The organism is Maccoyibacter intestinihominis (genome assembly GCF_040096355.1).
In the GTDB taxonomy this organism is placed as follows: Bacteria; Bacillota; Clostridia; order Lachnospirales; family Lachnospiraceae; genus Maccoyibacter; species Maccoyibacter intestinihominis.
The window spans coordinates 132053-145898 of the sequence record NZ_JBBMEX010000006.1 but is presented as its reverse complement, the minus strand read 5'-3'; the positions used below and the strand labels follow the sequence as shown (position 1 = coordinate 145898).

At 42.4% G+C, this 13846-nt stretch carries 14 protein-coding genes; all 14 read left to right on the top strand.

The window, feature by feature from the left end; translation table 11 throughout:
* Positions 1 to 687 precede the first annotated feature (687 nt).
* The 14 genes from proB to WMO43_RS07480 all read left to right on the top strand — a co-directional run bounded on the left by proB (position 688) and on the right by WMO43_RS07480 (position 13802).
* Positions 688 to 1533, top strand: coding sequence for a glutamate 5-kinase (gene proB, locus WMO43_RS07545; RefSeq protein WP_353530769.1), 846 nt, complete (start codon positions 688 to 690; stop codon positions 1531 to 1533).
* A 12-nt stretch (positions 1534 to 1545) separates the two neighbouring features.
* The gene (locus tag WMO43_RS07540; RefSeq protein WP_353530768.1) at positions 1546 to 1767 is read left to right on the top strand and encodes a DUF896 domain-containing protein; all 222 of its coding nucleotides are present in this window, start codon (positions 1546 to 1548) and stop codon (positions 1765 to 1767) included.
* Positions 1733 to 2305, top strand: coding sequence for a 5-formyltetrahydrofolate cyclo-ligase (locus tag WMO43_RS07535; RefSeq protein WP_353530767.1), 573 nt, complete (start codon positions 1733 to 1735; stop codon positions 2303 to 2305). Before WMO43_RS07540 ends, WMO43_RS07535 begins: the two co-directional genes overlap by 35 nt.
* Before the next feature lie 16 nt (positions 2306 to 2321).
* The gene (locus tag WMO43_RS07530; RefSeq protein WP_353530766.1) at positions 2322 to 3572 is read left to right on the top strand and encodes a glutamate-5-semialdehyde dehydrogenase; all 1251 of its coding nucleotides are present in this window, start codon (positions 2322 to 2324) and stop codon (positions 3570 to 3572) included.
* Positions 3573 to 3644: 72 nt separating this feature from the next.
* The gene (gene miaB / locus WMO43_RS07525) at positions 3645 to 5099 is read left to right on the top strand and encodes a tRNA (N6-isopentenyl adenosine(37)-C2)-methylthiotransferase MiaB (RefSeq protein WP_177962410.1); all 1455 of its coding nucleotides are present in this window, start codon (positions 3645 to 3647) and stop codon (positions 5097 to 5099) included.
* A gap of 3 nt (positions 5100 to 5102) precedes the next feature.
* Complete coding sequence (locus WMO43_RS07520; RefSeq protein ID WP_353530765.1) at positions 5103 to 5492, top strand: NusG domain II-containing protein; 390 nt, start codon at positions 5103 to 5105, stop codon at positions 5490 to 5492.
* A gap of 9 nt (positions 5493 to 5501) precedes the next feature.
* Positions 5502 to 5996 (top strand): Gx transporter family protein, encoded by a 495-nt coding sequence (locus WMO43_RS07515; RefSeq protein WP_353530764.1) that lies wholly within the window; start codon positions 5502 to 5504, stop codon positions 5994 to 5996.
* A gap of 19 nt (positions 5997 to 6015) precedes the next feature.
* Positions 6016 to 6630, top strand: coding sequence for a Holliday junction branch migration protein RuvA (gene ruvA, locus WMO43_RS07510; protein ID WP_353530763.1), 615 nt, complete (start codon positions 6016 to 6018; stop codon positions 6628 to 6630).
* 26 nt (positions 6631 to 6656) lie between these two features.
* Positions 6657 to 7652, top strand: coding sequence for a Holliday junction branch migration DNA helicase RuvB (ruvB, locus tag WMO43_RS07505; protein WP_177962406.1), 996 nt, complete (start codon positions 6657 to 6659; stop codon positions 7650 to 7652).
* 74 nt (positions 7653 to 7726) lie between these two features.
* Entirely contained in the window at positions 7727 to 8185 is a 459-nt protein-coding gene (locus tag WMO43_RS07500; protein ID WP_177962405.1) for a cell division protein ZapA, read from the top strand.
* On the top strand, positions 8182 to 10395 hold the full coding sequence (locus WMO43_RS07495; RefSeq protein ID WP_353530762.1) for a peptidase U32 family protein: 2214 nt from the start codon (positions 8182 to 8184) through the stop codon (positions 10393 to 10395). Before WMO43_RS07500 ends, WMO43_RS07495 begins: the two co-directional genes overlap by 4 nt.
* A 9-nt stretch (positions 10396 to 10404) precedes the next feature.
* Positions 10405 to 11868 carry an FtsW/RodA/SpoVE family cell cycle protein gene (locus WMO43_RS07490; protein WP_177962403.1) on the top strand — a complete coding sequence of 488 codons (1464 nt, stop codon included), beginning with the start codon at positions 10405 to 10407 and terminating at the stop codon, positions 11866 to 11868.
* Entirely contained in the window at positions 11789 to 13270 is a 1482-nt protein-coding gene (locus tag WMO43_RS07485; protein WP_496113291.1) for a peptidoglycan D,D-transpeptidase FtsI family protein, read from the top strand. Before WMO43_RS07490 ends, WMO43_RS07485 begins: the two co-directional genes overlap by 80 nt.
* 79 nt (positions 13271 to 13349) lie before the next feature.
* On the top strand, positions 13350 to 13802 hold the full coding sequence (locus tag WMO43_RS07480) for an NUDIX hydrolase (protein ID WP_353530761.1): 453 nt from the start codon (positions 13350 to 13352) through the stop codon (positions 13800 to 13802).
* Positions 13803 to 13846 lie beyond the last annotated feature (44 nt).

Below are 13846 nucleotides of genomic sequence, written 5' to 3'. Positions count from 1 at the left end.
TTACTCATACTATTTATATAAAGATTTTTGTATTGCACAGTAAGATTTCACCAATGCTTCCGAGTTTCATCTCCATAGCATAAAAGAAACACTCCATCATTGGTGAAATCTCACTGGGGTATATACTTTCGAAAGGAATGAAGAAAATTCAGGTTCTTAAAAAAAATTCACAAGGAAAGTGAGTGTATAACGAGGATATAAGCAAAAGGTGTTGCTCAAATGAGCAGCATCTTTTGTTTTAGAACCTTATTTTATAGTAACCAAAACACGACAACAGATCCGTACCCCAAATAACTCAGCATTTTATTAGGTGAATGTTATTTGAAGTCACTAGATGATCTACCAAAATGTCATTTTTTTCATTACATTATTTCAAGATTTTCTATGCTGTATCGCTGTCCTCGGCTATTCTCACAGACAGTCTCGAGGCTTCCGTCGTGAGGAGCACACTGCCGCTCATGTTTTGTGTCTGTTTGAGCCCATAGGGCGAGTTACACAAAGCATGGGCGAAAAGGCGTGTGCGGCGAACAGGAAACGCAGCATGTCTGCGGGGATAGCCGAGGACAGCACGATCACATAAAAAATGCATTACACCACAAAACTCCCCTACAACAAGTATAGTTTTTTTTCACAAACTATGATAAAATATATAATTGTGTATCACATAAGAGGAGTTAAGAATAAAAAATGAAAAAGAACCGTTTCAAAAATAAAAAAAGAGTTGTTGTAAAGATCGGATCATCCTCACTGACGCATCCAAAGACAGGAAATCTGGATTTTATCAAATTAGAGCGTCTGGTGCGGGAATTATGTGATCTGAGAAATCAGGATATTGATGTGTGCCTGGTAAGTTCCGGTGCTATTTCCGTAGGAAGAAAAATGATGGGGATCAAAAAACGTCCCAAAAGAATCGCCGTTAAGCAGGCATGCGCGGCAGTCGGACAGGCAAGTCTGATGATGACATATCAGAAATTATTCAGTGAGTATCACCAGACCTGTGGTCAGGTATTAATGACCAAAAAGACCATGATAGATAATGTATCCAGAAAAAATGCGGAAAACACCTTTGAAGAGCTGTTCCGTCTCGGTGTCATCCCGATCGTCAATGAAAATGATACCGTCAGCACCTATGAGATCCAATTCGGTGACAATGACACCTTATCTGCCATTGTTGCATCCCTGATCGGTGCCGATCTGTTAGTTCTTTTGTCAGACATCGACGGACTGTTTACCGATGACCCGCATACAAACCCGAATGCGGAACTGATCGAGACGGTGGAAAAACTGGATGAAAAATACCTGAATATGGCAAAAGATACCACCGGAAGCGATGTCGGTACCGGAGGAATGGCAACAAAGCTGAATGCAGCAAGAATTGCATCCTATTCCGGTGCGGATATGATCATTGCCAATGCGAAAGATGTCGGTGTCCTGCATAAAATATTTGAAGACGACTTTATAGGAACCGTCTTTTTATCCAACAAAGATGAAGATTTTTACATACCTGATTTTATAGAAGAAAATATGGGTTAATTAGGAGGATTTATGGATCAGAAAAAAATAGACAGGATCAATGCACTCTATCACAAATCCAAGGCAGAAGGATTGACTGAAGCAGAGAAAAAGGAGCAGGCACTCCTTCGAAAAGAGTATATCGCATCGGTCAGAAGCAATTTGAGGGCACAGTTAAATAATATCGATGTCAAAGAAGCAGATGGAAGTATTGTAAACCTTGGTAAAAAATATGGTAACAAAGGCGCAAATTAGAAAAGAACTGTTACAAAAACGGGAAGAACTTCCCGAAAACCTGTGCAAGGAATTGTCAACCAATACAAAGGGACAGTTGACAACCTGGGAAGAACTGCAAAACAGGGGATATTTTTACGCGTATTATCCGTTGGGAACAGAATTGTCTCTGCTTCCTCTGATACAATGGCTGTTAGATACCGGCAGACGTGTCGCACTACCTAAAACAGACGGTGACAACATGGATTTTTATGAAATACAGGATTTAAATGAGGTGCGAAAAGGACAATTTGGAGTCATGGAACCTATCGGTGAACAAAAAGTCTGTTGGGAAGATGCTATTTGCCTGACCCCCGGAGTCGGTTTTTCTATAGATGGCGGGCGCATCGGACATGGAGCAGGATATTATGACCGATATTTTGAAAGACATCCCAGATTACTAAAAGTTGGAATTGCATATGAATTTCAGATTGTAGATCATATTCCAACAGAAGTTACTGATATTCCCCTGCAATGGATCGTAACACCGGATAGAACGATAAAAACCACAAAATCATGAAGAGAGGAGAAACACTATGAAAGCAGAATTAATGGAAATTGGCATAAAGGCAAAAGAAGCTGCCGGAAAAATGGCACTTCTTGAAACCAATAAGAAAAATGAAGTATTAAATTGTGTTGCAAAGAATCTGATCAAAGATGCAAAGACACTGATCGCCGAAAATGCAAAGGACATGGAGGCAGGAAAAGCGAACGGAATGCCGGAAGGACTCTTAGACCGTCTCTTATTAACTGAAAAACGTATTGAGCAGATGGCAGAAGGATTAGAACAGGTAGCCGCTTTAGATGACCCAATCGGTGAAGTCCTTTCCATGAAAAAACGTCCAAATGGTCTTAGGATCGGTCAAAAACGTGTACCACTTGGCGTTGTCGGCATTATCTATGAAGCACGTCCAAATGTAACGGCAGATGCCTTCGGACTCTGTTTTAAAACCGGAAATGCAGTGATCTTAAAAGGAGGAAGTGATGCGCTCCACTCAAATATCGCAATCGTTGCCAGTATCCGACGTACGTTAGCGGAGTGTGGTGTAGATGAGAATGCCATCGCATTGATCGAAGATACCTCCAGAGAGACCACGACAGAATTTATGAAAATGAACGGATATGTAGATGTTTTGATCCCACGCGGTGGAGCCGGACTGATCCGTGCCGTTGTAGAAAATGCAACCGTACCGGTAATCGAGACAGGAACCGGCAACTGCCATATCTATGTAGATGAGAGTGCAGATTTAGACATGGCGGTCAACATCATCTTCAACGCAAAGACACAGCGGATCGGAGTCTGCAATGCCTGTGAGTCCTTAGTTGTCCATGAAAATATCAAGGATGCACTGCTTCCGAAATTAGCAGAGCGTCTGAAGGAGAAAAATGTTGAGATGCGTGGCGATAAGGCAAGTCAGGAAGCATGCAGTGACATCATCCCGGCATCAGACGAAGACTGGGGAAAAGAATATCTGGATTATATTTTATCCATAAAGACTGTAAAATCAACGGCTGAGGCGATTACTCATATCAAACGTTACAACACAGGACACTCCGAAGCTATCATTACCGAGAACTACACAAATGCAGAAAAATTCCTAGACGAAGTCGATGCCGCGGCAGTTTACGTCAATGCATCCACCCGTTTTACAGATGGATTTGAGTTTGGGTTTGGTGCCGAGATCGGAATCAGCACCCAGAAACTTCATGCCAGAGGTCCGATGGGATTAGAAGCACTGACCAGCACCAAATACATCATCTATGGTAACGGACAGATCCGTCCATAGAGAACCTCTAAAGAACACAGGAAATCAGAAAATCGCAAACGATTAGAAATCAGAAAGGTAAAACTGTAACACATGTACGAAAATATAGATTTTGATAACATTGATTTAACACAGAATCCACCACAGGAAGAACCGGACCGGCAGTATTACTATATAGCAAAGGCAAGACAGTATGTGCAGGAAAAAAGCCGGAAAAAGGGACGGCCTCTTACATTTTGCGTCAATACCTTTGGATGTCAGATGAATGCGAGGGATTCCGAAAAATTAATCGGGATATTAGAACAGATCGGATATGTAAAAAAAGAGACTGAAGATGCGGATTTTGTGATCTATAATACCTGTACCGTTCGTGAAAATGCCAATAACAAAGTCTATGGCCGCTTAGGATACCTGCACAGCCAGAAAAAAAAGAATCCGGATATGATGATCGGGCTTTGTGGATGCATGATGCAGGAGCCGGAAGTTGTAGAAAAGATACGGACAAGCTATCGTTTTGTGGATCTGGTATTTGGAACGCATAACATCTATAAATTTGCAGAATTGATCGTAGCTGCATTTGAATCCAAAGGAATGATCGTTGACATCTGGAAAGACACCGACAAAATCGTAGAGGATTTACCGGTAGAACGTAAATATACATTCAAATCCGGTGTCAATATCATGTTCGGATGCAACAATTTCTGCAGCTATTGTATTGTTCCATATGTGCGTGGAAGAGAGCGCAGCCGCGATCCAAAAGACATTATCCGTGAGATCGAACGGCTTGTAGCAGACGGTGTCGTAGAAGTCATGCTCTTAGGGCAGAATGTCAATTCCTATGGCAAGAACTTAGAGCATCCGATGACGTTTGCACAGTTGTTAGAAGAAGTAGAAAAAATCGACGGTTTAGAGCGGATCCGTTTTATGACTTCGCATCCAAAGGATCTATCCGATGAATTGATAGAAGTGTTAGGAAAATCGAAAAAAATCTGCAAACACTTGCATCTTCCGTTACAATCCGGCAGCAGCCGCATCTTAAAAGAGATGAACCGTCATTATACGAAAGAGCAGTATCTAGAACTGGTAAAGAAAATTCGTGCGGCAGTTCCTGATATTGCACTTACGACAGATATCATTGTCGGATTTCCGGGTGAGACAGAGGAAGATTTCCTAGAAACCATGGAAGTTGTAAAAGAAGTGCAGTATGACAGTGCATTTACCTTTATTTATTCAAAACGTACCGGAACTCCGGCGGCGACAAAAGAAGATCAGGTGTCGCCAGAGGTGGTAAAAGACCGTTTTGACCGGTTGCTACATGTCGTCCAGGAGATCGGAAGTCAAAAAGCCGGTGCATTACAGGGAACGGTACAAAAAGTTCTGATTGAAGAGATCAACGCACAGGATGAACATCTTGTTACCGGAAGACTGAGCAATAATTCCGTTGTCCATGTACCGGGTGGTGCGGATCTGATCGGAAAGATTGTAAATGTTTCCTTAGATGAATGTAAAGGTTTTTATTATCTTGGCACTTTAGCAGAAGGCAGATAGGACATGGATCACACAAAAAAGCGTTTTGGAAAAAAGGATGCTGTTTTTATCGGACTGCTTCTGATCATCGCCATTCTCATCTTTTTCTTTACGAACTATTTTCAAAAAGAAACAGGTGCTATGGTAACAGTGACGGTTGACGGCAAAGTCTACGGAACTTATGATTTAGAAAAAGAGCAGACCATCGATATTAAAGCAGGGGATAAAACCACAAATATCTTAAAGATTTCAGACGGAAAGGCAAAAATGCTTACCGCCGATTGCCCGGATCAGCTCTGTGTCCACCAGCAGGCGATTTCAAAAAAAAATCAGACCATCGTATGTCTGCCAAATAAAGTAGTAGCAGAAGTCACCGGAAACACGAAAAAAGATTACGATGCTGTTGTGCAGTAAAGGAGTACTATGAATAAAAAGACCGCATATTTAGGGTTATTTTTGGCATTGGCATTGATATGCAGCTATATTGAAAGTCTGATACCATTCTATTTCGGAATCCCAGGTGTAAAGTTAGGGCTTACCAACATCGTGGTAGTGATGATGCTCTATTGTATCGGTGCGAAAGAAGCGTTGCTGGTTTCTTTACTGCGGATTGTTTTAGCGGGATTTATGTTCGGCAATATGTTCAGCATCCTCTACAGCCTTGCAGGCGGGATATTGAGCTTTCTTATCATGTATCTGCTGAAAAGATATACCGGACTGCACGTCATCTCTATCAGTGCCGCAGGCGGGATCAGCCACAACATCGGACAACTGTTCGTTGCAGCACTTGTAGTAGAAAATTATAACATCCTTTACTATGCTTCCGTACTTATCATAGCCGGGATCATTACCGGAATTATGATCGGCATTGTGGCACAGGAAGTCATCCTGAGACTGAAACAGCGGATTGATTTTTAAACAGAAAGAGGAATACATTATGTATGCATATATCAAAGGAATCCTTGCAGAAATCACAGAAGATGCGATCATCGTAGAAAATCAGGGCATCGGCTATGAGATAGCCGTTCCGGGACAGGTATTTGATTACCTTCCGTCCGTCGGTGAAGAGGTAAAAATCTACACCTATCACTATGTGCGTGAAGATGCTATTTTACTCTACGGATTTCTGACCAAAGAAGATGTGCGGATCTTTAAAATGCTCATCGGAGTCAGTGGCATCGGACCCAAGGGAGCACTTTCTATCCTTTCCGTATTATCAACCGATGATCTGCGTTTTGCCATCTTAGGAGACGATGCAAAAGCCATTGCAAAGGCTCCGGGAGTCGGTGCAAAGACCGCCCAGCGTGTGATCATCGAGTTAAAGGATAAATTGAGCTTAGAAGATGCTTTTGAACAAAAACTTGCAAATCAGGCACAAAAAGCAGAGTTAAACCCGGCTGTAGGTGTAAAAAATGAAGCAATTCTTGCATTAACTTCTTTGGGTTACTCCCAAAGTGAAGCCTTAAAAGTATTGCAGGGCATTGAAATTTCACCGGACGATCAGGTAGAGGATGTATTAAAAATGGCATTAAAACAGATGGCATTTTTATAAACTTCGCATAAAAAGGAGAGTTACTCATGGAAAAACGGGTCATATCCACCCAGATTCAGGAAGAAGATTTAAAAATTGAAAAGAGCTTGCGTCCGCAGACTTTATCGGAATATATCGGACAGGAAAAAGCAAAGGAAAATCTGAAGGTCTATATTGAGGCGGCTAAAAACCGCGGGGAATCCTTAGACCATGTGTTGTTCTATGGACCTCCGGGACTTGGAAAGACCACCTTAGCAGGGATCATCGCAAACGAAATGGGTGTCCATATGAAGGTAACCTCCGGTCCGGCAATCGCAAAACCGGGAGAGATGGCTGCAATCTTAAGCAATCTGCAGGAGGGCGATTTATTGTTCGTGGACGAGATCCATCGTCTGAACCGGCAGGTGGAAGAAGTACTGTATCCGGCAATGGAGGACTATGCCATTGACATTATGATGGGAAAAGGCGCCTCGGCACGTTCCATACGTCTTGACCTTCCGAAATTTACCTTAGTCGGTGCGACCACAAGGGCAGGACTGCTTTCCGCACCGTTAAGAGACCGATTCGGTGTCGTACATCATTTAGAATTTTATACGCCGGAAGAATTAAAAGTGATCATCCGGCATTCCGCCATTATCTTAGGTGTTGAAATTGATGAAAAAGGCGCTTTGGAATTAGCCAGACGTTCCCGTGGAACACCAAGACTTGCCAACCGCCTGTTGAAAAGAGTCCGTGATTTTGCGGAAGTCAAATACGATGGAAAGATCAATGAAGAAGTTGCAGCCTTTGCACTGGATCTGTTAGAGGTAGACAAACTCGGACTGGATACAAACGACCGCAATATCCTCTATACGATCATAGAAAAATTCAACGGCGGTCCGGTCGGTTTAGATACACTTGCGGCAGCGATCGGCGAAGATTCCGGCACGATCGAAGATGTCTATGAGCCATATCTTGTGAAAAACGGATTTATTAACCGAACACCAAAAGGGCGTGTGGCAACGGATTTTGCCTATCATCATTTTGGTATTGCGAAACCATAGGAAAACAAGTATAATGTACTACATATAGTAGATGCGTGAGAAAAATACATAGATATGGTCGATGGGAGAGAACAATGTCAGCAAAGACGAATGCAGAAGTTGTAATTGGAGGAAAAGTATATACATTAAGCGGATTTGAAAGTGAAGAGTATCTGCAAAAAATCGCCTCCTATATAAATACGAAAATTTCCGAAGCGGAGGAATTGGATTCCTTTAAACATCTGACACCGGATATGAGGGCAATCCTGACAGAATTAAATATTGCGGATGACTATTTCAAAGCAAAAGCACAGGTCGAAAAATTAGAACTGGATTTAGAAGCAAAAGAGCGTGAGATCTACAATCTGAAACACGATCTGATCTCGAATCAGGTGCAGACGGAAACAAATACGCAAAGGATTGAAGAATTAGAAGCCGAAAACAAGGAATTATTATTAAATAAAACCAAATTAGAGGCTGCATTAGAAGATTCCCTGCTAGGGAAAGTAACCTCCGCAAAGACGGATAAAAAAGAAGAAAAGGAAACCACTTGAAAGCTATAGAGTTATTGTCTCCTGCGGGAGCCTATCCAATTTTAAAAGCAGTCATCGGGGCAGGCGCAGATGCGGTATATGTCGGCGGCCCTGCTTTTGGTGCAAGAGCTTATGCCGATAATTTTTCTAAAGAGGAACTGTTAGAATCCATTGACTATGCTCATATTCATAACAGAAAAGTCTATCTGACGGTCAATACACTGCTCAAAGAACGTGAAATGGAAGAGCAGCTTTTTGACTATCTGCTTCCATACTACGAACAGGGACTAGACGCTGTCATTGTACAGGATTTTGGTGTACTGACGTTTATCCGTGAAGCATTTCCACAACTTTCCATCCATGCAAGTACCCAGATGACGGTAACCGGAACTGACGGAGCAGCATTTTTACAAAAACAGGGTGCTTCAAGGATTGTAACTGCAAGGGAATTATCCTTTGAAGAGATCCAAAAAATAAAATCAGATACAGGTGTCGAAATCGAGAGCTTTGTACATGGAGCGCTCTGTTATTGCTATTCCGGCGAATGTCTCTTAAGCAGTATGCTAGGAGGACGCAGCGGCAACCGTGGAAGATGTGCGCAGCCCTGCCGGCTTCCATATGAAGTTTTAAATGCAGCGGGAGAACGTCTGACTAGAGAGGCGACCCACATTTTGAGCCCGAAAGACCTCTGTACCATCGGTATGATCCCACAGTTAGCAGAATGCGGGATTGACTCTTTTAAAATCGAAGGCAGGATGAAGCAGGCTGAATATGCGGCAGGTGTGACCTCCATTTATCGTAAATATATCGACCTCTATGAACAATATGGACGCGAAGCCTTTCATGTAGATAAAAACGATGAGAAAAAATTAGAATCCCTTGGCAGCCGCAGTGGATTTACAACCGGATACTATACCAGACATAACGGTTCGGATATGATTACCTTTTCAAAGCCAAATCATACTAAAACCGACGAAAAACTGCACGAAACCATACGGAAAACCTATTTACAAAAAGATCTTCAAAGAAAAATTAAGGGAAACTTAAAGCTCTTTTGCGGAAAAAATGCTACACTATCGGTAGGCACCGGAGAAGCAGAAGTGCAGATCTTTGGTGAACCGGTAGAAGCCGCACAAAAGAAGCCGCTGGATAAAAATACCGTATCCGAAAAAATGCAAAAGACCGGAAATACATCCTTTGTTTTTGAATCCTTAGAAATAGAAATGGATGATGATATTTTCGTTCCGATCGGGCAGCTCAATGCGTTACGAAGGGATGCACTTCATGCATTAGAAGAAAAACTGCTCGCAGATACCGGAAGGATCGGAATGGCAGTAAAACCGGAATCCCATAAATCAGACATTGGTACAAGAAATGTCAGGACAGCAGACATCCACACAGCAGATTTTTCTACAACGGTGTCCGTGCAGACCACAGAACAGCTTGCCTGTGTCTGTAAGACAGATTATGTCACACGCATTTGTTTAGATGCGGATACTTTTTTGCGGACAGAAGATACAGCGGATTTACAAAAAGCATATCAGAGTATTACGGCAGTCGGAAAAGAAGCCTGTTTCATACTGCCTGTAATCTTTAGGGAACATACCAGACAACGGTATGAAAGACTTTATGATACGGTCTTTACCATCCCATTTGATGGAATCATCGTGAAAAATTATGAAGAGATCGGCTTTTTACAAAGACATGCCTATACAGGAACAGTCATGGCAGACCATGATCTGTATACCTATTCAAACCGCACCCAGGAGGCATTTGCCCAAAGCGGTATCTGTAGGAACACGGTACCTTTGGAATTAAATTACAAAGAACTCCGTCACAGAGACTGCTCTAACAGCGAACTGTTAATCTATGGATATCTGCCGTTAATGGTCAGTGCCGGCTGTATTTTTAAGAGCCTTAAAAAGTGTCAGAAAAAAGAAAGTCTCTGTTACTTAAAAGACCGCTACGGAAAACATTTTGCGGTCAGAAACTACTGCACGGATTGTTATAACATTCTTTATAACAGCAGTCCGTTAGCACTGTTTGGCATGCGGCAGGAGGTGGAAAGTATCCATCCGAAATCCTTAAGGATGCAGTTTACCACCGAATCTGTGAAAGAAACAGAAAAAATATTATCTTTTTTTGAGAAAATATATATACAAAAGGGAAAATGGGAACAAAATGATTGGAAAGACTACACCAACGGACATATGAAACGAGGTGTAGAGTAAGGGAAAGTTATGGTACATTTAATTATTGAAGTCTCGAAATATCTGATGATCGTATTACTTGCGATCTATACTTACCAATGTTTTGCGGTATTTCGCAGACGTTCACCGGAACGGCAAAACCGAATATTTAACAGTCAGGCATCCTTGATCTACCTGATTCATTTAGATGCGTTTTTAGTTATTTATGCATCGACTTTGGATTTGAAGGTCATTGGGTTGTATTTAGTACAGTTGATCTTACTTGTGATCATCCAGCTCTGTTATAAAGTATTCTATCGAAAAGCCTCCAGACTGGTCGTCAATAATATGTGTATGCTCTTAGCCATCGGTTTTATTATTCTGACCAGACTGGATTTTGACAAGGCAATGAAGCAGTGTGAGATCGCCGTTGCAGCCATCGGGATCACACTCTTAGTACCGTTTATTATCCACAAATTGAAGTTTTTTCACAAATTGACCTGGGTTTACGCAGGAGTCGGACTTGCACTCTTAAGCGTAGTTGCGGTACTCGGTGCAAGGAGTTATGGAGCAAAATTATCCTTTTCCTTTGGCGGGATCAGTATCCAGCCATCGGAATTTATCAAAATTCTCTTTGTATTCTTTGTAGCCTCGATGTTCTATGAATCTACAGAATTTGCACAGGTTGTAAAAACCACGATCGTCGCGGCACTCCATGTTGTGATCTTAGTATTATCCAAAGATTTAGGTGCGGCACTGATCTTTTTTGTAGTCTATTTAGTCATGCTGTATGTAGCAACCAGAAAACCATCCTATGCCTTAGCCGGACTTGGAACCGGGGCGCTTGCATCATTAGTGGCATACAAATTATTTAACCATGTCCGTGTGCGTGTCGTTGCATGGAAGAATCCGTTAGGTGTCATTGACAAAGAAGGCTATCAGATCTGTCAGTCACTATTTGCCATCGGAACCGGCGGCTGGTTTGGAATGGGACTATATCAGGGAATGCCGGATAAGATCCCGGTCGTAGAGCAGGATTTTGTCTTTGCAGCAATTTCCGAAGAGCTTGGCGGTGTCTTTGCACTCTGTCTGCTCTTAGTCTGTGTCAGCTGTTACCTGATGTTTTTAAATATAGCGATGCAGATCAAAGATCAGTTCTATAAGCTGATCGCGTTGGGACTTGGAACCGTCTACGGATTTCAGGTGTTCTTAACCATCGGCGGTGTGACAAAATTTATACCGTCTACCGGTGTAACACTGCCACTTGTCAGCTATGGCGGAAGCTCCCTGCTCAGTACCACGATTATTTTTGCAATCATCCAGGGTCTTTATATTTTAAGACAGGATGAAGAAGGAATGAAACAACATGAAGGAAAGAAGAAAAAGAAAGTTAACGTTAAAGAAAAACGAACAAAACGGGAACCACAACGAAAACCTGAACCGGCTGCAAGACCAACTTCCGGAAACGGACGCAAAAAAACCGGATTCGACCAGGACATCGAAGACCTCGACTAGAAACCGGGAGTTCGTGGTCATTACCTATGCGTTTTTAGGTATCTTTATCGCCTTAATGGGATACTTTGCCTATTTTGAAACGGTAAAGAGCGAGGATTTTATCAATTCGCCTTACAATGCAAGACAGGATTCGTTTTCGAGCAGTACTGTCCGTGGAAAAATTATGGGTTCCGGCGGTGAGATACTTGCAGAGAGTAACGTGGATGCCGAGGGAAAAGAGACCAGAACCTATCCGTACCGGAACCTGTTTGCCCATGTGGTCGGCTATTCCACCCACGGCAAATTAGGTGTGGAATCTGCTGCAAACTTCAACCTTTTACGCTCAAACAGCTTTTTCTTAGAACGTATTGTCAATGAGATCCGTGGGGAAAAGAATAAGGGAGACGATGTGGTAACCACATTAAATGTCAGCTTACAGCAGGCAGCCTATGATGCACTTGGAGAACACGATGGAGCAGTGGTGGTCATGGAGCCTTCGACCGGAAGGATCTTAGCTATGGTTTCTAAGCCGGATTTTGACCCGAATGAGGTAGCGGCAAACTGGGAAGCAATATCAGGCGATTCCGAAAGCTCTGTTTTAGTCAACCGTGCGACACAGGGACAATACCCGCCGGGTTCTACTTTTAAGATTTTAACTACTTTAGAATATATGAATGAAAACAGCAATTATAATGAATACTCCTTTCAATGTAACGGAAAACTGAATGTGGATAATTCAGAGATTCACTGCTTTGGCGGGGAAGTACATGGAAGTGAGGATTTAAAGGCTTCTTTTAAAAATTCCTGTAATACCTCATTTTCTAATATCGGACTGAGCTTGGATAAGGCGGCTTTTCGGAAGTTCTGTAAAAAAATGCTGTTTAATCAAAAACTTCCGGGAGATTTAGACACGAAAAAGAGCAGTTTTTCCTTAGATGCTTCTTCCGGTACCGGAGAAACGATGCAGACAGCCATCGGACAGGGAAAGACACTGGTTTCCCCTTATCATATGATGCTGATCAGTGCTGCGATCGCAAATGACGGAGTATTGATGACCCCTTATGTCATTGACCATACACAGAACAAAGACGGCACTTTAGTCAAACAGTTTGAGGCAGCGGAATATGGAAAACTTTTGAGCAAGGAACAGGCACAGACCATCCGCGAGTATATGCAGGAGGTTGTAGAGAGCGGAACCGCAAGCGCTTTGAAGGGACAGAGCTATACAGCGTATGGTAAAACCGGTTCTGCCGAGATTAACAGCAAGCGTGACAGCCATGCCTGGTTTACGGGATTTGCAACTAAAGCAGACTCCGGTAAACCGGATATTGCGATCGCTGTCATTGCAGAAGAAGCCGGAACCGGTGGAAAAATTGCGGCTCCGATCGCCAAACAGGTATTTGATGCATATTATGCACAGTAAATCTTCGGCTTTTGTTGCAACTTTACTAAAAAAAGGTTATACTAAGGATAAGTGAACAACCACATCAGGAGGGATTGCAATGATACAGGCAACAAGTTGTGGTGGTGTGGTAATATTTCGTGGAAAGATACTGGTCTTGTATAAGAATTATAAGAACAAGTACGAAGGATGGGTTTTACCGAAAGGAACCGTAGAACCCGGAGAAGAGTATAAGGATACTGCAGCACGAGAAGTATTAGAAGAGACCGGCGTAGCGGCAAACATCATTAAATACGTTGGAAAGAGCCAATACACTTTCACGATACCGGATAACACGGTGGAAAAAAGTGTCCACTGGTATCTGATGATGGCGGACAGTTATTACAGTAAACCACAACGAGAAGAATATTTTGTGGATTCCGGCTATTACAAATTCCATGAGGCCTACCATCTGTTAAAATTTGCCAATGAAAAGCAGATTTTAGAGCGGGCTTACAATGAGTATGTGGATTTGAAAAAGAGCAACTTATGGGGAAATCGCAAATATTACTAAGAGAAAAAGCAGTTTGTTAAGAACTGCTTTTTTCACACAGAAAC